This window comes from Mycoplasma sp. 6243 (genome assembly GCF_051200785.1).
Taxonomy (GTDB): Bacteria; Bacillota_I; Bacilli_A; order Mycoplasmatales; family Metamycoplasmataceae; genus Mycoplasmopsis.
The window spans coordinates 1,035,950-1,060,313 of record NZ_CP195154.1; the positions used below are offsets into that span (position 1 = coordinate 1,035,950).

A 24,364-nucleotide genomic window follows, 5' to 3' on the forward strand; every position below is an offset into this window, starting at 1 on the left:
ATTAACATTGTATCATCTCAGCATATTGCTGAGGTGATTTTCAATCTAAAACAGATTGAATTCGTTTTGTATTATATCAAATTATGTATTGGTGTATTAGTTTTTTTAATTCATCGAAAGTAATTTTTGAATAATCTACCTTTTTTAGTCATTCAGATTTTAAGCATGAAAATCAATACTCTATTTCTCTATTATCCAAAGAATTACCAACTCTTGAAAATGAAACTTTTCCATTCTTTCTTTCTATCATATCAATATAGTATTTTGAAGTATATTGATATCCATGATCCGAATGGATTATAAAAGAATCACGATTAAAATCTTTAATGTTTTTAAAGTTATCGATAACAAGTTTTAAATCATTTTTGGTGGATATTGAATATCCTAAAATTCTTTTAGTTTTATGTTCAATAATTGCAGATAAGAATATATGGTTTTGGAAAGGTTTTAGGTCGGCAGGAGCAGGGATATATGTTACATCAGTAGCGATGATTCCTCCAGAATCTTTATCATTAAAATCTCTTTTAACTAGATCTTCTTTTTGAAAATTTGTATTCTTCTTTTCACGAACTTTTTTCTTATTACGAACAAAAGATTTTATATTTAAATATTTCATTATTCTTCCTAAAGTCCTGTAATTTATGTATATTCCGTATTTTTCTCTTAATACTATAGACATTTTTACACGACCATAAACTTGCTTGTTTTCGTAAAAAACTTTCAGGATTATTTCTCTGTACTGCTCGTATTTTTCTTCCTTTTTGCTTATTGAATTTGTTTTTCATTTTGAGATAGTTTGTCTAGTTGCATCTAATATTTCTGCTGTCTTAGTTTGTGATAAGTCTTCTAATTCATGAGACTCATTTTTCTTTTGATTCTTATCCATTTTTTCTGCGATTTCATAGTATCGAGTCGCGATAATTATTAGATCTTGTCTGGTAAATTTTTCAAAATTTGGAACCTTAGATTTCTTGTCTTTCTTCGGTCTTCCAGAACCTGGTTTTCTTTGTGAACCACTTTTGGTTAATAATTGATTTTCCATATTTCAGACCTACTTTATTTTTCATTTCACAAAAAAAAAAAAAAAAACTATAATAATATTTATGAAAAATCAAGCAGATATTGATGTTAATCTTAAGAAATGAAAACAAAAATTATTGGATTTATCGAACAGAAATAATGCAATAACTTTTAAAGTTGATCCACTAGGTGAAAGCACAAATTTTAAAACTAAAAATAAACAACAAATTCAAATTGTTATTCCATCCTTGCAAGAGATTTTATCCATTTTTGAAGACACAGAAAATAAAGTGTTCAAAATAAAAACAATTGATGAATCTTCACAAACACAAAATAACACTAAGTCGAATATTTTTTATACAAATTCTGAAACCGAAGAAATTGAGCTAAGGTTAAAAAAAATTAAGATAAAAGTCGATACATTTAAAGAAGAATATTCTATTGATATTCTTTATTTTACTATTGGGTTATTAAAATGATATGAAGATTCAAACTCTGATGTATTTCATTATTCACCACTTTTATTTATTCCGATTACATTAAAAAGACAAGAAAACATCTGAAAGATTGAATTTACAGACACAAGTAATGTAATAATAAATGAATCACTTTTTTTAAAATTGAAAGAAGATTTTGGTATCTTTGTGGAGTGAAATCGTGATGAGAATTTAGATTTATATACCCAATACCAAGAACTTAGCTCTAAAATATTGAATTCATATCCGAACGATACAAGATGAAAAATTATTGATTATTGCTATATTTCGACATTTGATTTCACTAAGATTGCTATATATGAAGATATCCAAAATAATAGTCAAAAAATTACTGAAAGTAATTTTTACCAAGGATTTCAAGGTAAAGGAGATTTAAGTAATTATGATATTAGTTCCATTAATTCTGATAATATTAATTCACATATTGATGTTAATACAGAATATCGTGGACTAGATGCTGATTCATCTCAAGAAGTAGCGATTCAAAATGCTATTAAAGGTAAATCATTTGTTTTACAAGGACCTCCTGGGACAGGAAAATCACAAACAATTACTAACATTATTACTGAGTTAATTGCAAGAAATAAAAAAGTACTATTTGTAGCAGAAAAAAATACAGCATTGCAAGTTGTATTTAATAATCTTAAAAAAATAGGTTTAGAAAAATATACAGTTGCAATTCACGATGGTGATCTTGATAAAAGGAAAATACTTAATGATATAATAACATCGATAGAAAATTCAAAATTTTATGAATTAGATAGCGAAAAAACTGATGCATTATTAGTAAAACATAATAATAGCAAAGACATTTTAGATGCATATGGTGAAATACTCATTAAAAAAAGAAAACCACAAAACTTAAATTTATATGAATATATTTCTGAATATTATAAGTTAGAAAACTATCCTGATATAGAATTTTATACAGGAAATTTCTCAGAATTGTCACTTTATGAACATGAGAATATTCTTGAAAAAATAGATAGTTTTTATAAAGCATATAAAGAATTAAATTTTGATATGCAAGCATCGGTATGAAATGGTTTAAATATAAATCAAAAAAACCAACAAATATATCAATCATTAAAAGAGAGTATTTGAAACCTTATTAACAATTTTGCTAATATTAATGAATATTTTAATAATATTTTATTAAAACCTTCAAATATTTTTATTAACAATTTTCAAAAAATATTTATTCAACTTAATTTATATACAAAATATAACATTGAATTATATAAATTTGCAAACTATGCAGAATTTATACAAATTAAGGATAATTTAAAAACCATATTTAATAAGAAAAGTGAAAATAACAAGTTATTAGATGAATTTATTGAGCATTTTGTTGATGTTAATGTAATACAACAAATTAAGATACAAGAAATTAATAGTAAAATACCTAGCATAGAAAACTCATGAACTAGAATATTTTCATCAACTTGAAAATATGCTAAAAAACAACTTAAAAAATCATCGTTTAAAGTTTTATCTAAGCAAGATAAAGGGATTTCAAATTTATACAAAAAGGTTGCACAATATTTAAAAAATAAATTAGATATAAAAGAAATTTGAAATAAGTTAGGTGTATCTGATATAGATGATGTTGATAAACTAAATGAATTAATTGATGTCTTTGATAAAATTATTGAATTTAATGATACAGAAAGTAATGGTTTTATTTCTTTTTTGACTAACCTATCATATATTAATCAGATGATAGATGATTTTGAAAAATTTTATTCAAATTGAAACACCTTTATCTCATTTTTTGATAAAAAACAAATTGATTATGCAAATTATGATTACCAACAATTAATATCAAAAATACAAACATTACAAAAAAATTTTTATGATACATTGGAGCCATATATCGAATTAAATTGAACTATAAGTGAACTTAAATATATAAACTTAGAATCATTTGTCAATGCAATTATTAAAAACAGAATAACTAATTATTTTCAAGAAATTTATTTACGCAAAAATTATCAAATATTGATTCAAAATATATTATGAAATGAAGTTAAAACAAATCAAGCACAATTTCTATCTACACACCTTGATATATTACGCGAAAAAGAAATTGAATACCTTTCATTTTCGAAGCAAAAAGTTAAACAAAAAATTGATGAATATTTAAGTTATAAAGTCATTTTATCTAAAAATAGCTCCGAATATAGAATAATTAAAGCAGAAAGTCAAAAGAAGAGAAATTTTTTACCTTTTAAGAAAATCTTTGAAAAAGCGTATAACTTTATATTAGATGTAAAACCCTGTTTATTATTATCACCCTTAATGGTATCAAATTTATTCAAAGATATTGATTTTGAATTTGATACAGTGATTTTTGATGAAGCTTCTCAAATAAAACCTGAAAAAGCAATTTGTTCACTTTTTCGTGCTAAACAAGCTATAATAGTTGGTGATCAAGAACAAATGCCTGCTTCTGACTTCTTTGAAAAACAACTCATATCCGAAACTTATATTGATGAAGAAAGTGAAGATATTTCATCTGGTTACGACTCGTTGCTTGATTTTGTTGCTTCTAGATATGATTCGATAAGACTAAAATGACATTACCGTTCAAAATTCGAAGAACTAATTCATACATCAAATCAAATGATTTATAGAGATTTAATAACCTTTCCTAACTCAAGAAACCCTAAAAAATTTGAGGGATTAAACTTTATTTATGCAGAGAATGATACTTTTAATAAAAAAGAAGATATTTTTGTATTAATTGAAGAAACTAAAAAACTTCTTAAAGATATTATTGAAACTCATAGAGATAAGTATTCTGTAGGTATTGTTGTATTTAATGTTAATATCTTAGATAAAGTTGAAAGAGAAATTGAAAAATTTAGAGAAAGCAATCCTGAATTAGCTTATTTCTTTGAAAAAAATAAAGATGAACCATTTTTTGTTAAAAACATTGATGGAGTCCAAGGAGATGAAAGAGATATTATTATCTTCATAATTGAAGCAAAAAGAATTTCAAACGATCGTTTTGGAGCAAGTTTTGGTGCAATAAATCGCAGTAATTCAGGTTATAAGCGTTTAAATGTTGCAATAACTCGTTCTAAAATAGGAATGCATATAATTTCTAATTTTAAAAGTTCGCAAATAGACTGATTCCGTAGTGAAAGTCGTGGGATAAAAATCTTAGAGCAATTTATTAAAAATGCAGAATTTGGTATTTCTAATCTAAGTGATAACAATGGTAATAATGGTAATCTAAGTATAAATTTTGATTCAGGTTTTGAAAAACAAGTATATGATAAACTAATAATGCAAGGCTTACAGGTTCGCACCCAAGTTGGTGTTTCAGGGTATCGAATTGATTTAGGAATTGTAAATCCTAAAACAAACAAGTTTATTTTAGGTATAGAATGTGATGGAGCTTTATATCATTCTTCTAAATCAACTCGTGATAGAGATCGCTTAAGACAACAAGTCTTAGAAAGACGTGGTTGAACAATCCATCGCATCTGGTCTACTGATTGGTTTAATAATTCGGACCGTGAAGTTCAAAAAATATTAAATAAATTAGAAGAATTAAAAATGTCTAATAAAAATCAATCGCAGCAAGTAACAGGTATACCTAAAATAGCAAATAATACCCATCAAGAATCAACAGTAAATACATATTTAAAAGAAAATAAATGTCCTAAAGATGAAATTTTTGAACAATATTGACCAATACAAAAAAGCGCACGACACTATCAAGTAGAATTTAATTTACATTCTAACTTGAGAAATACATTCAAATGTAAAGAAATATTGCTCAAAATTTTTGAAAAATCAGGAGCATTAGCATTCAATAAATTTCTTACCTTAATAAAAATTTTATTAGAAGAAAATTCTGTAACAAATAAAGTAAAGGATTTTGCTCAGTCTGTAATAAATAGATATAAATTGGTTTTGGATTCTGATGAATTTGTTTATCCTGATTCAGAAAATTTTAAATTCATCTTTAGACAATCAGATGAAGATGATGAACGCAGACCGATAAATGAAATTCATAATAATGAACTTCAATATTTAATTTTAACACTATTTAAATATGCTCAGGTGTTTGATTTGAAAGGTATTTGCACTGAAATTCTTTTACGAACTAACAATAAAGCATTAACTGTGAACACTAAAAATAAAATAAAATCAGTAATCGATAAAATGATTGATAACCAACTACTTGAAGAAATATCGAATGAGCATTATAAACTGGTAAAAGCAAATTAACTTGCTTTTATTTATACAACTTTTTAAAACTATTATAATTTTATTATGTTAAAAAGTCATTTATGAATCATTTTGCTTTTTTATCCAATTATAGTGTTTTTAATCATATATAATATCACATTAAAACGAATACAAATCTATAAAAATAGTTATGAATTAACTATTTTAATAATTTATGCTCTAAGTAGTATCATTTATCTTTTAGCACTATATAATAGTGCTAAAAGGAATATTTTATCGTTTATATACTTTATTATTTATTTTGTTATTAATTGTATTTTCCATTTAATTTATAAAAATTATATTAACTTATTTACTACTTTAATAACTTTTATTATTCTAACTTTATCAATCTTAAAACAATTAATAAGATGGCATAAAACTAATAAAGGAAATAAATTTATATATTATCGGTTAAATATTATTTCTATTTTATTTTTAATAATTTTATTTATTCTTATTTTTAATTTAACTTATTTTTTAGGTTTTTGGTTTAAAAATACTTTAAAAAATTACTTTTTTACCTATGATACAGAATCGAAAGTAATTTTTAGTATATCAGAAAGCATTTATATTATCTTTATTTTGATGTTAATTTTTGGAATCAGATTTTCATATATATTAACATTTTTATCTAGTATTTTTGCAATTATTTTTTATTCTTTAAAAATAGTAGATATATCAAAAATACTTTTAATTTTAATATATCAAATTATTTATTTATATTTATTTTTTATCAGTAAAAACAAGCAACTTTCAATAGCATTTATCGGTATGGGAGCCTCAGGAAAATCAACATTAATAGCAAAATTAGATGATTTTTGAATTCCTAATAATTTTATAATTCTAAATGATCGCAGTAAAATAATAAAACCATATAATGAGTGTTTAAAAGATTTAAAAAATAATGCTTTTAAATATCAATGAACTTTTTTTACTGATCGCCTTAGACAACAGCAGATGATGCAAAAATATGATTGTTCTGTAATTGATCGACATTTAATTGAAGAATTTATTGCTCATAATGTGCTTGAAAAAATGCAGTTTTTTAACCAAAAACAAAAATTTTTATGATACATATGGTATAAACCACTGATGAATTTTATTCTAAATTCACAACCCAAAACAACTTTAGCTTTTATTATTCTTAAAAATCCAGAATTTATTAAAAATAACCGTTTGAATGTTATTAATAGTAAAGATATACAGCAAAGTCAAAAAAGACAAAACGAACTAATAAATACTGAATTTATAAACTTAATAAATAAAAATTATTTAGATCAGCAAAAGGTTGGTAAACCTTTAAAATGTCTTTTAAAACATATTAAATATTCATATATATTCATTGATGAACAATGATTTGGAAGTATACCTAAAATTAAAAAAATAATATTATCGCATCTAAATAAATATGTTTAAGTCTAGAATATAGGTTTAGACATATTTTTGTATAAAAAAAGACCAAAGGCCTTTGGTCAATTACTTGAAATGGTACGTCCTAGAGGATTCGAACCTCTGACCCAATGGTTAAAAGCCATTTGCTCTACCTGCTGAGCTAAGGACGCACAATCCTGGTGCCCAAGACTGGACTTGAACCAGCACGGTCTTGCGACCGAGGGATTTTAAGTCCCTTGCGTCTACCATTCCGCCACCTGGGCAATTCGTTAATTGCTTATAAATTATAGCACAAAAGAATAATAACATAATTTTTATTTTATTTATTTTTCTTATGAACACTATTAATTTACAATGCAGTTTTTCACATATTTTTAAGCAAATAAAGAATTTTATGATATTTAAAAGAAACTTTTAAATATCTAAAATAAATGAAGTAAAATTAAAATATGAAAGAACATTTACAAAATTCTAAATATGCTGCTGTTGATATTGGCGGAACCAATACTCGCTTTGCTGTATTTGATAAATATGGAAACATTATCAAAAAGAGCAAAACACAAACTGATTATCTATCAGCAGAAAAAACTTGTGATTGAATAATCGAACAAATTAAAAAATATGAAATTAAATATCTTGCTTTATGCATTCCGGGACCATCTGATTATCAAAAAGGTATTGTTTTAAAGAGTCCTAACTTAGCAGGTAGTTGAGTAAATTTTGATGTAAGAAGTTATCTTATGCAAACAAGCACACTTTCTGATATTGTTTTTGAAAATGATGCAAATGTTATGGCCTTAGCAAATCATGTAAAAGCAAATGGATTTAATTCAGATAAAATAAGTCAATTTTTTACTATCAGTACAGGTTTTGGTGCAGGACTGATTATAGATAATAAAATTTATCATGGACGTGATTATTATGCACAAGAAATTGCCCAACTACCTGCAAGCAAAATCGGTTTTTATCAAGAACATCGTCTTAAAAATCCTTATGCATTAGAGTTACATTGTTCAGGTAGTGGTATTGAAACCAAGGCAAAAGCATTATCATTAGCAAATTCAGCAAAAGAGGTGTTTGAATTAGCTAAAAATAACGATGCTAAAGCCATGAATTTAATTAAAGAAGCGTCTGATGTATTAACAAATATTTTTGCTACTTGTGCTGCTTTGTTATCTCCACATAATTTTTATATTGGCGGAAGTTTAGCACTTGCTCAAAAATATTTTGTAATTGATGCATTTGAAAAAGCAAAATTAATTAGTGATCCTAATCATTTTAAAGATGTCAAACTTATCTTTGATCAACACGGTGATGATTCTGCATTAATCGGTCTATATTATTTAACTAAAATGCGAAATAATATGGATAATTAATCAAAACAATCACATCTGCTTATAAAAGTTTATAATTAAGATGTAATAAGGAGAATTATGAAGAAATTTTTATTACCTTTTTTAACTATTGCGTCAGTTGCTACCCTAATAGCAACAAGTTGCAATAGTCAAAGCAATTCTACACAAGAAAAAACAGACAAAAATTCACAAAAACCATCTGAAATAAGCATCCCTAAGGAATCAGGTGGTCAAAAACAACAAGCCCCACAAAATCCTGTGAATAAACAGCAACCAAAGACAGAAAATAAGATTCCTAAGGTCCAATCTGAATCAGGAAATTTTAGTGGAAATGAATTAGATAACTTTGTTTCAAGTCATTTAGATATGGTTTCATTGCTTAAGCAAGATTTATTAAATGAAGTTGCTACGAGTGATTTAAAAATTGTTTATGATTGGAAAAATAAGAAAATTATCAAACTTAATAAAGATGAGTCATTAAACTGAAAAAACCTTGGGGATCGTAGTTTAAGGAATATTTTTGATGTCAATATAGATAAAACATATAATATGGTAAATGATCAACAACCAAAGCAAGAAAATAACGAAAAACCAAATGATTATTTAAGATATACAGCTGAAAATAATCAATTTAAATTATTTTTTAAAGTTGCTAAAATTTCCAAAGGAAAAGTTACATTACTTTCAGATAATACTTTTTCTATAGTTTTTGAAGTGCAAAAACAAACTACTCAAACAAATTCATCACCAGTTCAGATACAACCAAAACAAGAATTTAATATCCAAATCCCAAATCCAGTTGAGACATCAAATTTAAAATATAAATCAGATAATTATTATCAAGCAGCAAATGGAAAAAGTGGAAAAGCACTTTGAGAAGCCCTAAGCAAGCTGCAAAAAACACATTTAAATGAATTAAAAAATAAAGATTCATATAAGAAATTACCTGAATTTTATAAGGATTCAAAAGCATTCATAGATTTATATTATGAAAAAGATAATTCTTTATTGGATATTTATTCAGAAAATCCAAACGGTAAAGATCCTTATGAATATAAAAGTTATCAAGGTGGAGACTCTGCTAATACCGAAGGAAAAGGTACAAATCGTGAGCATTTAATACCACAAAGCTGGTTTAATAAAAATCTACCAATGCGTTCTGATCCGAATTTTGTATGACCAACTGATATCAAAGTAAATTCAGAGCGTGCTGATTTTCCACATGATAATGTAAAGAATGTAGAATTAACAACTGAAAATGGTTCAAAATTAGGGACAAACATTCTAGGTCAAAAAGTTTTTGAAGTAATTGATACTTTTAAAGGTGATGTAGCACGAAGTTATTTATATTTTATTACAATTTACCATGATAACAGTATTTATCATAAAGAAACTAATATATTCACTCAAACATTTCCAAATATTAAAGCACACTTTTTGAAAACTTATTTAAATTGAGATACTAAAGACCCTGTCGATGCTTTTGATATCAATCGAAATAACGAAACATATCGAGTTTATGGATTAAGAAATCCTTTTATCGATTATCCCAACCTTTTTGAAAATTTATTTTCAAAAAATCCTAAACCATTTATAAACAAAGGAATTTTAGTATCAAATGGTTCATCCGAGATACTAAATTCATAAAGGAAGTATATGAAATTTAATAAGAAATTATTATCATTATCATTTTTTATCCCTGCTGCAGCTGCAATAGCAACCAGTTGTGCATCACATCCGAGTAAGGTGGATAAAAAGTCTGGTGATAAAGACGATAATCAAACTACTACATCAGGACAATCTGCTGATAAAACAACAAATCCAGGTTCTAAAACAAACCCAGCGACAACAGAAGAAGATAGAAGTCCAATTAATTTGACGGATACAAGTAATTTAGTTTATAAACCATCTAATTATTATGCATCTGCAGATGGTAAAAAAGGTATGGATTTATGAAGAGCATTAGAAATGCATCATCACGGAATCCGAGCTGGTATTTTACACGGTTCAGTTATATATGAAACATTAAAAACTTTTTACAATGAATCTAGGGCATATAAAGATTTATATTATAAAAAAGATGGATGTATTTTAGATATTTTTACAGCTCAACCAGATAAAACTAATTTTGCTTCAAAACAAACTTTTGTAGAAAATGCTAATTCATCATCTGAAAATACTGCACAAATGCGTGGACATTTAATACCAGAAAAATGATACTCAAGCGATGATCCGATGCAACCCGATCCATTTGTAACTTGACCATTAGATACATTTGTAAACTCTAAAAGGGGTAATTTTCCTTTTGGAGAAGTAAAAAATGTAACTTTTACCTTTAAGAACGGGTCAAAACTTGGAACAAATAACAAAGGACAAATGGTGTTTGAAGTGATTGATAAATTTAAAGGTGATGTGGCTCGTAGTGTGTTATATTTTATTTTAATGTATTATGAAAAAAATATTTATTCAGATGCATCTAATAATTTATTTATAAGTAATTTTCCTTATATCAAAGATGATTTTTTACATACACTTTTAAAGTGAGATATGCAAGATCCAGTTGATGCTGTAGATATTAACCGAAATAATGAAATTTTCAAAAAATACCAATTTAGAAATCCATTTATAGATTATCCAAACCTTCCCGCAAATCTTTTTGGTGCAATGCCAGACACATTTAATGATAAAGGTATTTTAGTTTCAAACGGCGATAATGCTGTAATCAAAGAGTAGTAGTTGTATTTTTTTGGTATTTTTATAAATTTACTAATTGCAAATTTATAAAAATCATATTTTCGCAAAAAATATAAATACAAAAACAGATAAAACACAACATTTAAAAACACAGATTATTTATTGAATTTTTTTACATATAATAATATAATTAAGACATTAAAATATTAAATATACCTTATTGGTAGTTATATAGGAGTTTATATGAGTGAAAAAAATACTCACAGTGAAAAAGAAAGAAAGCACCGTGTAGGAAAACAAGCATTTATAGTTGCTTTTGCTGTTGCAACTGCTACTGCAGCATTAACAATTGCTGTTGCTACATCAGGTGTTAAAACTAACAAGGAAGCACAAGCGAAGTATGAAAAAGCAGTTAATGATTTTTTAGCGGTAGTACCAAGGATCCAAACTGTTGCTAATCGTAATTTATTAGTTGAAGAATTTCATAAAATCCCATTACAATATTCTGATGCTTCATATCGTAAAGTATTAGATTTATTTAAGCAAGCTAACGATTTTATTCAGGCTGAATTTGATGCTAAAATTAAGGTTCAATTAGATAATATTAACTCACAAATTGGTGCTGTTAAAAATCAGGATGCACAAGAAACTAAGGCAGTTGTTGATAAATTATACCAGTTAGTTGAGAGTTCTAAAACCCCAAGCGATAGTTTGTTACAAAAAGATGGAATTTATAATGAAGGTAAATTATTAGGACTTTACTCTTCTGATTTTATTCCTAAATTCAACCAACCACTTAATTTATTGGATAAATTGTTTTACAGTGAAAACTTTACCAAACAAGCCGATGATAAAAAGTTGAATATCGAAGGAAAAACAACTTTATTAGATGCATTGTTACAGACTATCAATTTAGATGTACTTAAGTTTAAACCTACAAATGAAAACAATTTAACAAAAGTAAAAGATCAAACTATTGCTGCTTTAACTGCATCTTCATCTGCGTTAGATGATGTATTATCGCGTATTAATATCGCAATTGATACACAGTTTGCTAACTTTAAATTCAACCTTGATAAATCAAGTGAATATTTAAATAATAAAAAATATGCTAATCAAGCATACTTTAATCAAAAAGTTATTGAATTTAAACTAGATTTACAAAAATTACAACCTAAATTGCAACAAAAAGATGCTTTAACCAAATCTAATGTAACTGATCCAGAAGTTTTATATTGAAAATCTAGATATTTACTTGAAGCAACTGAGATGACTGAAAGTCTTTTTGATCAAGCAAGTAAGAATACTGCTCGTGCGATGATTTTAAATTCTGAATCAATCAATGATTTTCTTAATGTATTAAAATACATCGAAGAAAAACGCAAATCAGAAGCGTCTATGAATCAACAAAAACTTGACTTAATTTTAAGTGTAGTTAAACAAATTAAAGATAGTGCAAAAAACAAAGAATATCAAAATAAATATAATGCACTTGTGCAACCATTGAGTGAATCAATGATTAATCCATTATTATCATATGCACATGCATTATTAACTGAAGCAACTACTTTTACCAGCGATCAAAAGAGTTCATATCAATCACAAATTACAGATTTTGAAAGTAAATTAGGATCAGATTTTGATGAAAAAACAGGTTCTTCATACTTACAAGAACTCAATTCTATCGTAGCACATATGGAAAATGATTTAAGATCATTACCACTTGCTGACTTTGAAGCAAAAAGATTAGCTGCTAAAAAAGCAGGTTTAACCAACTTCATTAAAAAATACTTACCTTCACTTTCATTAGATTCATTGAATATTCCAACAATCAGCAACGATGATGATTACAATACTTTATACAATAATGTAATGTCTAAATACATTGATTTATTTGTAGCGACTCATACAGGATTGATCGCTTCACGTTTAGCAAACTTTGATGAAGCAGATTTAGTTGCATACCGTCGTACAGATTTAGTTGATGCAACATATAAAATGTATGACGGAGATGCATATGAACCAAGTTTTGTAAGAACCCAATTTAATGCTCTTTATGCAAATACCTTAGCAAAACAACAAGCATTATTTACTACTTTACAAAACAGTTTTGATGCACAAAAGCAATCCTTAACCGACGATATTAATAAAATTACAGATGAAAAAGTTAAAAACTTATATACAACTGAATTAAACCAACTTACATCAACTGATTCAAAGACAACTATAAATGACTTTAAAAACTTACATCAAAAAGTAATATATCATTTATCATTGCAAACTTATCAAGACCAAATTATTAAAGAAGCAAATGATTCAGGTTTATCAAATGATTTTAAAACCAATTTTGCTAATGCGATAAAATTACCAGAGAATTTTACTTATGTTAATCTAACAAAATATCAATCAGTTTTAAGACTAAAAGAAACTGAAAGCAAAATTAGGACACAATTACAAGAATCTATTAATAAACTACCCGATGTAGATAAAACAAAGATGCAAGTTGAGTTTGATAGAATCAAGCAAATTAGCACTGATAATTTATCTAGCATCCAAGCAGCTGTAAGTAGATTGACTCAAATTGCAACAATTTATGAAGCATCATTATCACAAAATAATGCTCCAAAAGCAAGTACAAACGATTTAACCATAGTAAATTTTGGTTCTTATGCTAAATTACAATATCAAATTGCACAAGCAACCGAATCGACTTCACAAACAGCAGCCTTAAAAACACTCTTAAATTCACAAAAAGAATACCTTTTAAAATTAGCACAACTTTTTGGTCAAGCAGCAATTGATGAAGTTAATAAAGTTGATAAGAAAACAGTCGATGGAAAATTAGAAGACGAACCCGATTTATACACAATTCGTCATAATATTGATAAAGTTCAATATATGCTATTTTATAATAAATTAGGCACACCTGGATTTATTACAAAAGATGAACATAATGATTCAGAAGATAAAACTAATAATAAAACAACTGAAAACAAAACTGATGCAACTAAAAATACAAAAGATCAAGCAGCAGGTTCAAATGCTGCATCTGGTTCAACAGATAAAAAAGATGCAGCAAAAGAAACAACTAGTGATAATTCACAAAAACAAACAAACGTAGACAAAACTCAAACAGAAAATGCAAAACAGCCATCAGACAAGACTGAATCTGATGCAGCAAGTACCGAAACTAGGGATAAACAAGGTGCTACAAGTACACCTGCTACAAATAATGCTGGGGCAGGACAAGGTAATAATAATGAACAGCAAGGTTCTCAAACCCCTGCATCACCTGCAACAAGTACTACTTCTGAAAACACACAAAATCAAAAACAAAACCAAGCAACACAGTCAGCAGATGAAAGTCAAACTAATGCATCAGCAAATACAGATGTTATAGCAAACAAAGTTAAATATGTAGAAATTATCTTAAATGAAATTAATGATAGACTTACTGTTTTAGCATCTACTCAAGATGCAACTACTAAGAATTGAGCAACAATTCTTAAAAACACATATACTACTCTTAGTGATACAAATAGTACAAATAAATATAAAAATGCTTTAGCATCAGATAAAACAGAAGATAAAGTCTTTGTTAATTCATATTTAGATAATGTAATGACATTAAAATTCCAAGTTGATAAACTTGCATATGATAATATGTATCGTAGTAGTGTATGAGCATATTTAAAACCACAAATAGTCCAATTGCAATTTGCTTCTGATCGCAGCAAGATTATGGCATTAATTCGTGATAAAAATGTAGATAATTTATTAACACTTGATAGTATTAAATCTCTTATCGATTCATATGCTTCATTAGTTAATCGAAATAATTTCTCAAAAGTATTCTTAATTGCAGCATTATCAGTTGTTTCAGATACTTTAAAAGATGATAGTCAACTTAAATTAGATTACTACCAAAGTATTTCAAAATACTTTGATGCAGATAAAGATAATTTAGTGCATTCTAACTTAGGATATAACCAAGTTTTTGAAATGTTGCTTTCAAACTTTGACTTAGCAAAACAAACAGCAAAATTACTGGAATTAGGTAAATCATTACAACCAACTGGTTATGCAAATTATGAAACAAACAAAAAAGAACTTGATCAAATGCAAAAATCAAGAAATTTTGATCAAAGTAAGTTGATGCAAATTAATTCAGATGTGCAAAGTGCATTAAACGAGCAAAAAAATTCTGCTTTGGATGAATTGTTAACTTGAAACGGCCAAAATCCTAATAAAGAAAAATTCCTTAGTCAACTTAATACCCAAACTGCACAAAATCTTTTTGATGTAGTTCAAGAAATCAAATTTACTACATTATTGCAAACACTAATTGCACAAGTTAAAGATGATAACAAAAAAACAGAATTTACCAATGAACTAAATTCTGCTACTAATTTAACTAAATTGACAGAATTAAAAACAAAGGTAGATGTTCAAATAGAATCACAGAAACCAAAAGAACAAACACCTCCTGCAAACACAGCACCAAGTGATCAACCTAGTTTACCAGCAGAAAATAACCAAAGTGCAAAAACACCAGATAATGCTAGTGGACAAGGTGAGCAAACAAAGTCACCACAAACCACAACCACTGATAACACCGGAAATAACCCTGAAACTTCGACTGAATCAAAAAACACACTTTCTGGTAATGGCGAATCAGGAGGTCAACAACAAACCCAAACTGCACCAAAATCTAGTAAAGATAGTGTGTCTGGTTCAACAGGGGGGGACAACAGTCATAATACCACTGCACAAGTTCCAAACTCAGGTGGTTCAACTGCTTCAAACAACCAAACAAGTAATACTCCTGCTGCACAACCTGGACAAAGTGAATCAAGTGGATCAGCACAAACTGCAACAAATCCATCATCAACAGCTAGTTCATCGACTACTGGAACTACAACTTCTCAAGGACAAACAGATGCATCTAGTTCTGGTAGTTCACAAACATCATCAGGACAAACTGCTTCAGCCACTCATACAGAAAATAGTAGTTCTGAACAACATACAGATCAAGGAGCTTCTACAATAACCCAAACTTCAGAAGCATCAGAATCAAGTCCACAAGGAGCAACTTCAACTGATTCACGGGCAGCAACACCACAAGCATCTGCACAATCACAAGGACAATCATCCGAAGCTTCAAGTACACCTGCTAAACAAGCAGCTTAATTTACTAAAAATAACCCAAGAATGGGTTATTTTTAAATTATTTGATCTTTATTAATGCTTATGTATTCTCCTGGTGATAAATCATCTGGCAATATAAACATACCAAAAGCAACTCTTTTTAAATCGATTACCTTATAACCAAGTTTATTAAACATCCTTTTGACTTGATGGTATTTACCCTCATTTATAGTTAAATAGCAGTTATATCGATCAATAATCTCTAGTTTAGCACTTTGACATACCTTTGCTTCACCAATATCGATACCTTGCTTAAAAACTTCTATCATATATACATCAAGTTCTTTATCAACTTGCACTAAATAAACTTTTTGAATATGGTTTTTTGGTGATAACACCCGATGAGTAAAAGCACCATCATTTGTAATAATTAGCAAACCGTGTGTATCTACATCAAGTCTACCTACGGTATGGATATTTTTGGCAAACCTATATAAATCTGAAATAAGATGCAAAACACTTGGATACTTAGCATCCGCATTTGCACAAATATATCCTTTAGGCTTATTCAGTGCTAAATAAAACAACTTTGTATTAATGTTCTGATTATCAACTGTGATGATATCATCAACATTTACATAACAACTTTTATAGACAACTATATCATTTACCTTTATTTTACCTTTTTTAAGCATTTTATTTATCATCAAACGAGAATAATTAGTATTATTAGCAACCATTTTTTCAATACGATGTTTCATATAATTATTTTATCTATTTAAAATTAAAAATAAAAAATTTTTTGTTTTTATTTTAAAAAAGGTATAAAATAACTAACAGCAAAACAAGGAGAAAAATGCATAAATTCCAAAGAGATTATGAAATAGTATTTTGAAGTCTTTTTGGGTTTTTATCAGTTATTTTTAGTATCTTATCAATATGATTTAAAGGTAGTTTTTTTGGTTTTGCGATTGGAGCGCTAAGCTCATATTTGCTTTTTATGATCACAAGAATTTTCGGGATGATACCATTAAAAAAACGAAAATCACTAATATTTTTAAATATTTTAAAGATGTTTGTCTTTTTTATTTATTTAACTGCAGTAATTTTAAGCATATATCATATTAATTTAAAAATATATGCATTAAAAAAATATACTTGATTATCTGAATTTACTCTACCAATTAATATGTTTGTGTTTTTTGGGAGCGTAGGATTTAATTTTTTTGTGATTATAGCAACATTTATTTATTCAAAATACAAAGGAGGCAAAATTGGACGAAATTAAACAAAGACTTTGAAAATTTGATTTACCTCAGTTATTTTCACTGATTGTAACAGTGATAATTATCGTGATATTCTCGTTAATTATCTTTTTCAAAGTTCGCAAACAACGTGCTGATCAAGCTCCTAAAGGTATCACTCAGCTTGCTGAAGGATATTTAGGATATATAGATAATTCGTATCAAGAAACAGTTGGTGATCAACTACCAGGTTCGCGTTTTTATATTTTTACCTTAGCAACTTTTTTACTTGTTGGTAACTGAGTTTCAATTATCGGTTTAGAACCAATTGGAACTGCATTTAGTGTTCCAATTACCTTAGCAGTTGCTACTTGATTAGGAATTATTCTTTCAGGGACTATATACCGTCGCTGAAGATATTATTGATCCATTATTAAAGCACCTTGAGATATTTTTGGTAAGTTTTCCCCACTTATTTCCTTAAGTGCTCGTATGTATGGGAATTTAGTTGGTGGATCAACCATTATTGTTTTAATTTATGCAATGTTTGGATATATATTTAAGGTTGCTTTAGGCACAGATAATAGTGCATTTCAAAATATTTTTGCCATATATTTCACACCATTGCTACATATGTACTTTGATTTATTTGATGGAATATTGCAGGCATTAATTTTCACAATGCTGACTGCTGTATATTGAACAATAGAATCGCAATCTACAGAACCAGCTAAAAAAACAAAGAATTCTGAAAGTAGATTCTTTAAGAAATTTACCAAAAGAAAGATACAATCGATTTATTAATAAGGAGATAAAATGATTTTAGATTTACTTACAAAATTAGCCGATGGAACAACCACTACTACAGCACCTGCTTCAAATGCTGCAGCTGCAGCAAAAACAGCCATATCAAATTCTGCCAGTGATATGGGATCTAAGGCAGGAACACACATTGGTTTAGGTTTAGTAGCAGTTGGTGCTGGATTAGCAGCAATCGGGGTTCTTGGTACTGGAGTTGGACAAGGATATGCTGCTGGTAAAGCAGCTGAAGCAGTTGGACGTAATCCGGAGGCTGAAAGCAAAATAAGAACTATGCTAATTATCGGTGTTGGTATTGCTGAAACAGCTGCGATTTATGCTTTCGTTACTGCGATTATTATCTTATTCGTTTTCGCAAGTAAAGTAGTCTAGAAAATGATTACTACATCAGTTGCTGCAGCAGTAAAGTTTGAGTCAAGTTCAGATGTAGGACAAGCTGTAGCAGGAAAATTTGAAGGATTATTTCCTAGCATCCCAATTATGATTGCAACTATTATTGCATTTATAATTGTTGCTATTATTCTCTGAATTTTCTTTTATAAACCCATTAAAAAAATGATGAAAGCACGCAGAGATTTTGTTCAAAACAATATCGATGAATCTGTAAGACAAAAAGAAGCAAGTATTTTAGCTCTTAATAAAGCAAATGAAAATCTTAAAAATGCCCACACACAAGCAGATAACATCATTACAAATGCTAAAATAAAAGCTGAAAAAGTTGCTGAATTTTATACCATAAAAGCACAAACCGAAGCAAAAAGGCTTTTATCTGAAACTGCTTTGGATATCAATGCACAACAAAAAGAATTTCAACAAAATGCTAAAAAATACATTGTTGAAGTAGCTACAGACCTTTCGCAAAAGATTCTTAGACGTGAAATTAGTCAACAAACACAAGATGAAATTGTAAATCAATTTTTAAATACAGATAAAGAAGTAGAAGACTTATAATGCAAATTAAAAAGAACATTCAAGCTTATTCTGTAGCAATATTTGACTTAGTTCATGAGGCAGATAAATTTCAACAATTACATACCCAATTTGAAGCAGTCAAAGAAATTTTTAGCAAACATCCTGAGTTTGTTGATTTCTTTAAAGATGAGTTTGTTCCTGAAGAAGAACGTTTGAAAACTGTTGATTTAGCATTCAAGGACTTTGATTGAATTATTATTAATGCATTAAAGGTTATAATAATGCGAAAGGTTGCCAAATATATTCGTAAAATCATTATCGAATATCTAAAACTTTCAAACCGTGAATTAAGAATTCGTTTTATTGATGTTATTTCAGCTTTTCCACTAACAAATGAGCAACTTGAAAAAATAAAAACTAAAATTCAAAATAAAACTCGTCGTACCATTGAGATGACCAATCATGTTGATCCATCTTTAATTGCAGGGATAAAAATTGTGTCACGTAGTGAAACAGTTGAAATGAATATCAAAAACAACTTAGAAAAACTAAAACATGAACTTATAAAATACGAAAAGGAGGTGTAAATGGCAATTAAATTAGATGATATTTCAGCAATTATTAAAGATCGCATTCAAAATATGGGATCTAAAGTAGATTATTCTGAAATAGGACGTGTAATTTCAGTAGGTGATGGAATTGCTGTTGTCACCGGATTAGATAAGGTTAAAAATAGCGAGATAGTTATTTTTAACAAAAGTGTCTATGGTTTAGCATTAAACTTAGAAGAAGAAACCGTCGGGGTAGCACTATTTGGTAATGCTAACTCAGTTTCTGAAGGTGATTATGTTGAACGTACCGGAAAAGTTATCTCTGTTGAAGTAGGAGATGCTCTTTTGGGTCGTGTAGTCGATGCTTTAGGAAATCCAATTGATGGAAAAGGTAAGATCGCTGGAACTCACCGTTCAGAAATTTTTAAAAGAGCATCAGGTGTAATGTCACGTCAAGAAGTTAATCAACCACTTGAAACAGGTATTTTAGCAATCGATACAATGATACCAATTGGTAAAGGACAACGTGAATTAATTATTGGAGATCGTCAAACCGGAAAAACAGCTATTGCGATTGATACTATTATTAATCAAAAAGGTAAAAATGTTAAATGTGTTTATGTTGCAATTGGACAAAAAAATTCTACCGTTGCTCAAATAGTTCAAAAACTTTCTGATTCACAGGCACTTGAATATACCACAATTGTGGTTGCAGGGGCCTCAGAACTTGCACCACAACAATATATTGCTCCGTATACTGGAGTTACAATTGCTGAAGAATGAATGAGTAAAGGACAAGATGTTTTAATTATTTACGATGATTTATCAAAACATGCCATTGCATATCGTACCTTATCATTACTTTTAAGACGTCCACCTGGTCGTGAAGCTTATCCTGGTGATGTTTTCTATCTACACTCACAACTACTTGAACGTGCTGCTCGTTTAAATTCTGAATATGGTGGTGGTTCAATTACTGCATTGCCAATTATTGAAACACAACAAGGTGATATTAGTGCTTATATACCTACTAATGTAATTTCAATTACAGACGGACAAATTTTTACCAAAGAAAGTTTATTTAATGCTGGACAGCGGCCAGCAGTTGACATCGGTTTTAGTGTTTCACGGGTAGGTTCTGCAGCGCAAACTAAGGCAACAAAGCAAGTTGTAGGTTCATTAAAATTAGAACTTGCACAATACAATGAAATGCAAGCTTTTGCACAATTTGGTTCAGATTTAGATGATTCAACTAAAACTATTTTGGATCATGGAGCAAAGGTATATCAACTTTTGAAGCAAGAACAATACTTTCCTATCCAACAACAAACCCAAGCGATTATTTTGTTAGGTGTTAAAGAACGTCTTATCAACCCGCTTCCTCTTGATTATATGCATGAATACCGTGATCAAGTAATTAATTGAGTTACTAATGATAGTGAAGGAATGCAAGTATTTAAAAACATTACTGCAAGTGGAAAAATTTCAGAAACAGATTATCAAGTAATTGCTAAAAAATTAGCAAGCATCATTGAAGGTATCATTGCGACTATTCCGAACTATGATAGACGTATGTACAAAGAAATGCCATCAAAATATAAGGTTGCATAATGCCGAGTTTAAATAGCTTAAAAAATCGCATTTCAGTAGTTTCTAATACTCAAAAAATTACCAATGCGATGGAATTGGTTTCAACTTCCAAATTAAGACGTTTGCGCAATGAATACACCCGAATACAAGCATATAAAGAAACATTAGAAGATACTTTCAATGAATTAATTTCACATGTTAGTTCTCGTCAATTTTATGAAATTTTTCCTAAAAACGAAGGAATTGATGGTAGCGTATATATTGTAATCACAAGTGATTTAGGTTTATGTGGTTCATATAATTCTAATATATATAAAATGTTAAATGAAAATCTTAAACCACAAGATAAAATTGTTGTAATTGGTACCAAAGGATTTAGTATGATAAATTCTGCGACAATTAAAGCACAAATGATTAAATATTACATTAATAACGGAGATAAAATTACATATAAAATTTGCAATGATATCACTAAAATCGCATTCGAGTTATATAGTAAAAAACTAGTTTCGCAAGTGAAATTAATTTATACTAAATTTATCAATAATATTAATCAAGAACCGCGATTAAAAACACTTTTTCCACTAGATTTTAGTATTCAAAAACAACATAATGCACAAATTATTGAATTTGAACCCTCTGCTGAAGAAGTGCTTTCCGATTCAGTTCCGATGTATGTTGCAAGCATGATATATGCTTTATCAGGTGAATCAAAAATTTCAGAAATGGCATCACGTCGAAATGCAATGGAAAATGCAACCAATAATGCTGAAGATTTAATTAAAGAACTTAGATTAGAGTTCAACAGACAACGTCAAGGAAAAATTACTCAAGAAATTACCGAGATTGTTGCTGGTGCTGATGCAACTTAATAAGGAGAGAATATGAAACAACATAATGGAACAATTGTTCAAATTTTAGGACCTGTTGTTGATGTGCGTTTTAGTGAAGGAAAACTTCCAAAACTTCTTAATGCTTTAACTATAACAACTGATAATGGACAAGTTTATACATTAGAAGTAGCGCAACATATTGGTGACGATACTGCTCGAACCATTGCGATGGGTAGCACAAATGGGTTGCAACGTGGAATGACAGTTGTTGATACCAAAGCACCTATTTCGGTTCCGGTTGGAAATATTGTTTTAGGTCGTATTTTTGATGTTTTAGGTAACCCTATTGATGAGTTATCGCTTGAAGGTGAAATAATCCGTGCTCCAATTCATGCTCCTTCTCCATCATATGAAGAACAAAAAACATCTTCTGAAATTTTAGAAACCGGGATTAAAGTTATTGACTTATTAATCCCATATGCAAAAGGTGGAAAAATAGGTTTATTTGGTGGTGCAGGAGTTGGAAAAACAGTTTTAGTACAAGAGTTAATCAATAACATTGCTACCCAACATAATGGTCTTTCAGTGTTTGCTGGTGTCGGTGAACGTACCCGTGAAGGTAATGATTTATACCACGAAATGAAAGCAGCTGGTGTGCTCGATAAAACCGCCTTAGTCTTTGGGCAAATGAACGAATCCCCTGGAGCTCGTATGCGTGTTGCTCTAAGTGGTTTAACAATGGCTGAATACTTTCGTGATAAACAAAATCAAGATGTGTTATTGTTTATTGATAACATCTTCAGATTTACCCAAGCAGGTTCAGAAGTATCGGCACTTTTAGGACGTATGCCTTCTGCAGTTGGTTATCAACCTACCTTAGCAACTGAAATGGGTGCTTTACAAGAACGGATTACTTCAACACGTCGTGGATCAATTACATCAGTGCAAGCTGTTTATGTTCCTGCCGATGATTTAACTGATCCAGCTCCTGCAACAACATTTACCCACTTGGATGCTAAAACTGTTTTAGACCGTGGAATTGCATCCTTAGGAATTTATCCTGCTATCGATCCACTTAACTCCGCATCAAGATTACTTGATCCACTGGTAGTTGGAGCAGAGCATTATAATGTTGCACAAAGTGTAATTTCGATTTTACAACGCTTCAAAGAACTACAAGATATCATTGCAATTTTAGGAATGGGTGAACTTTCTGAAGAAGATAAAAAAATCGTTGCACGTGCCCGTAGAATCCGTAACTTTTTATCACAACCTTTTACTGTCGCTGAAAAATTCTCGGGAATCAAAGGACAATATGTACCACTTTCAAACACCATACGCAGTTTTAAAGCAATTTTAAATGGTGATTATGATTCATATCCTGAAGATATCTTTAGATATGCAGGAAGCATTGAAGATGTAATCGAAAGATACCAAAAGAATAATGGCTAATACATCATATCTTAAAATTACTGCACCAAATGGAATTGTTTATGAAGGTAAAGTATATATTGTTACCTTAAAAACACCTAAAGGATACATTGGATTGCAACCAAACCGATCTCCATTGTTTTCAAGTATCGAAATTGGAACCTTGAAGATTGAAACATCTAAATCTGATACTTTAACATATTATATTGGTGGTGGAATAGTTTATGCAGACCAACATAAAATCAATATTATAACCGATGATATTATTGATGTTAAAAAAATCGATATAGAACGAGCTAAAAAGGATGCTGCATCATTAACTGAGGCGATTAAAAGTAATAAAGATACAGTTGATTTAGCCTTATTAGAAACGAAACTTAAAAAAGCTTTGTTTCGAGTTGATACATATAATTTATTCAATAAATAACACCTTTGGTGTTATTTATTATCATTTGGGTAACAAAAACCTACTAAGTGTATTAGTAGGTTTGATCATAAAAATGAAATGGTACATCGTACAGGGTTCGAACCTGCGACCCGCTGGTTAAGAGCCAGCTGCTCTACCGACTGAGCTAACGATGCAGGAATATTATAAACCTTTTTAACAAAAATATAAAAATATTTTTATCC

Annotated in this window: 17 protein-coding genes and 3 tRNA genes; 15 read left to right on the plus strand and 5 right to left on the minus strand. The window is 28.9% G+C overall.

What is annotated here, in order from left to right; all coding sequences use genetic code 4:
* Nucleotide 1: 1 nt before the first annotated feature.
* The gene (locus ACR82Z_RS04380; RefSeq protein WP_435129295.1) at nucleotides 2–1,042 is read right to left on the minus strand and encodes an IS3 family transposase; all 1,041 of its coding nucleotides are present in this window, start codon (nucleotides 1,040–1,042) and stop codon (nucleotides 2–4) included.
* A gap of 61 nt (nucleotides 1,043–1,103) precedes the next feature.
* On the opposite strand from ACR82Z_RS04380, the gene ACR82Z_RS04385 reads away from it, so the two are divergent.
* Together ACR82Z_RS04385 and ACR82Z_RS04390 are read left to right on the plus strand one after the other, a co-directional pair.
* Entirely contained in the window at nucleotides 1,104–5,762 is a 4,659-nt protein-coding gene (locus ACR82Z_RS04385) for a DUF4011 domain-containing protein (protein WP_435129298.1), read from the plus strand.
* Nucleotides 5,763–6,350: 588 nt separating this feature from the next.
* Nucleotides 6,351–7,181, plus strand: coding sequence for a hypothetical protein (locus tag ACR82Z_RS04390; RefSeq protein WP_435129301.1), 831 nt, complete (start codon nucleotides 6,351–6,353; stop codon nucleotides 7,179–7,181).
* Nucleotides 7,182–7,251: 70 nt separating this feature from the next.
* On the opposite strand, the gene ACR82Z_RS04395 is transcribed toward ACR82Z_RS04390, so the two are convergent.
* Together ACR82Z_RS04395 and ACR82Z_RS04400 are read right to left on the minus strand one after the other, a co-directional pair.
* Nucleotides 7,252–7,327 (minus strand) — tRNA-Lys (locus tag ACR82Z_RS04395).
* Nucleotides 7,328–7,334: 7 nt separating this feature from the next.
* Nucleotides 7,335–7,420 (minus strand) — tRNA-Leu (locus ACR82Z_RS04400).
* Between the two features lie 186 nt (nucleotides 7,421–7,606).
* On the opposite strand from ACR82Z_RS04400, the gene ACR82Z_RS04405 reads away from it, so the two are divergent.
* The 4 genes from ACR82Z_RS04405 to ACR82Z_RS04420 all read left to right on the plus strand — a co-directional run bounded on the left by ACR82Z_RS04405 (nucleotide 7,607) and on the right by ACR82Z_RS04420 (nucleotide 16,396).
* On the plus strand, nucleotides 7,607–8,533 hold the full coding sequence (locus tag ACR82Z_RS04405) for an ROK family protein (RefSeq protein WP_435129304.1): 927 nt from the start codon (nucleotides 7,607–7,609) through the stop codon (nucleotides 8,531–8,533).
* 57 nt (nucleotides 8,534–8,590) lie between these two features.
* Entirely contained in the window at nucleotides 8,591–10,159 is a 1,569-nt protein-coding gene (locus ACR82Z_RS04410) for an endonuclease (protein WP_435129307.1), read from the plus strand.
* Nucleotides 10,160–10,168: 9 nt separating this feature from the next.
* Nucleotides 10,169–11,245, plus strand: a complete 1,077-nt coding sequence (locus ACR82Z_RS04415) for an endonuclease (protein WP_435129310.1) — start codon at nucleotides 10,169–10,171, stop codon at nucleotides 11,243–11,245.
* Nucleotides 11,246–11,449: 204 nt separating this feature from the next.
* Nucleotides 11,450–16,396 carry a hypothetical protein gene (locus ACR82Z_RS04420; RefSeq protein WP_435129313.1) on the plus strand — a complete coding sequence of 1,649 codons (4,947 nt, stop codon included), beginning with the start codon at nucleotides 11,450–11,452 and terminating at the stop codon, nucleotides 16,394–16,396.
* A gap of 32 nt (nucleotides 16,397–16,428) precedes the next feature.
* On the opposite strand, the gene ACR82Z_RS04425 is transcribed toward ACR82Z_RS04420, so the two are convergent.
* Complete coding sequence (locus tag ACR82Z_RS04425) at nucleotides 16,429–17,115, minus strand: pseudouridine synthase (protein WP_435129316.1); 687 nt, start codon at nucleotides 17,113–17,115, stop codon at nucleotides 16,429–16,431.
* A 95-nt stretch (nucleotides 17,116–17,210) separates the two neighbouring features.
* Between ACR82Z_RS04425 and ACR82Z_RS04430 the strand changes: the two genes are divergently transcribed.
* From ACR82Z_RS04430 to atpC, 9 genes are read left to right on the plus strand one after another with little or no spacing between them, the layout of a single operon-like run.
* A complete protein-coding gene (locus ACR82Z_RS04430; RefSeq protein WP_435129318.1) occupies nucleotides 17,211–17,642 on the plus strand; it encodes a hypothetical protein in 432 nt (143 codons plus the stop codon).
* A complete protein-coding gene (locus tag ACR82Z_RS04435) occupies nucleotides 17,629–18,402 on the plus strand; it encodes a F0F1 ATP synthase subunit A (RefSeq protein ID WP_435129321.1) in 774 nt (257 codons plus the stop codon). The genes ACR82Z_RS04430 and ACR82Z_RS04435 overlap by 14 nt, the downstream gene beginning before the upstream one ends.
* A 12-nt stretch (nucleotides 18,403–18,414) precedes the next feature.
* Complete coding sequence (atpE, locus tag ACR82Z_RS04440) at nucleotides 18,415–18,789, plus strand: ATP synthase F0 subunit C (protein ID WP_435129324.1); 375 nt, start codon at nucleotides 18,415–18,417, stop codon at nucleotides 18,787–18,789.
* A 3-nt stretch (nucleotides 18,790–18,792) separates the two neighbouring features.
* Nucleotides 18,793–19,368, plus strand: a complete 576-nt coding sequence (atpF, locus tag ACR82Z_RS04445; RefSeq protein WP_435129327.1) for a F0F1 ATP synthase subunit B — start codon at nucleotides 18,793–18,795, stop codon at nucleotides 19,366–19,368.
* Nucleotides 19,368–19,916 (plus strand): ATP synthase F1 subunit delta, encoded by a 549-nt coding sequence (gene atpH / locus ACR82Z_RS04450; protein WP_435129330.1) that lies wholly within the window; start codon nucleotides 19,368–19,370, stop codon nucleotides 19,914–19,916. Before atpF ends, atpH begins: the two co-directional genes overlap by 1 nt.
* Nucleotides 19,917–21,491 carry a F0F1 ATP synthase subunit alpha gene (gene atpA, locus ACR82Z_RS04455; RefSeq protein ID WP_435129333.1) on the plus strand — a complete coding sequence of 525 codons (1,575 nt, stop codon included), beginning with the start codon at nucleotides 19,917–19,919 and terminating at the stop codon, nucleotides 21,489–21,491. It abuts the gene before it with no gap.
* Entirely contained in the window at nucleotides 21,491–22,342 is an 852-nt protein-coding gene (gene atpG / locus ACR82Z_RS04460) for an ATP synthase F1 subunit gamma (RefSeq protein ID WP_435129336.1), read from the plus strand. The genes atpA and atpG overlap by 1 nt, the downstream gene beginning before the upstream one ends.
* A 12-nt stretch (nucleotides 22,343–22,354) precedes the next feature.
* A complete protein-coding gene (gene atpD, locus ACR82Z_RS04465) occupies nucleotides 22,355–23,755 on the plus strand; it encodes a F0F1 ATP synthase subunit beta (RefSeq protein WP_435129339.1) in 1,401 nt (466 codons plus the stop codon).
* The gene (gene atpC, locus ACR82Z_RS04470) at nucleotides 23,748–24,161 is read left to right on the plus strand and encodes an ATP synthase F1 subunit epsilon (protein ID WP_435129342.1); all 414 of its coding nucleotides are present in this window, start codon (nucleotides 23,748–23,750) and stop codon (nucleotides 24,159–24,161) included. The genes atpD and atpC overlap by 8 nt, the downstream gene beginning before the upstream one ends.
* A 79-nt stretch (nucleotides 24,162–24,240) precedes the next feature.
* Here atpC and ACR82Z_RS04475 read toward each other — a convergent pair.
* A tRNA-Lys gene (locus ACR82Z_RS04475) sits at nucleotides 24,241–24,316 on the minus strand.
* Nucleotides 24,317–24,364: the final 48 nt, after the last annotated feature.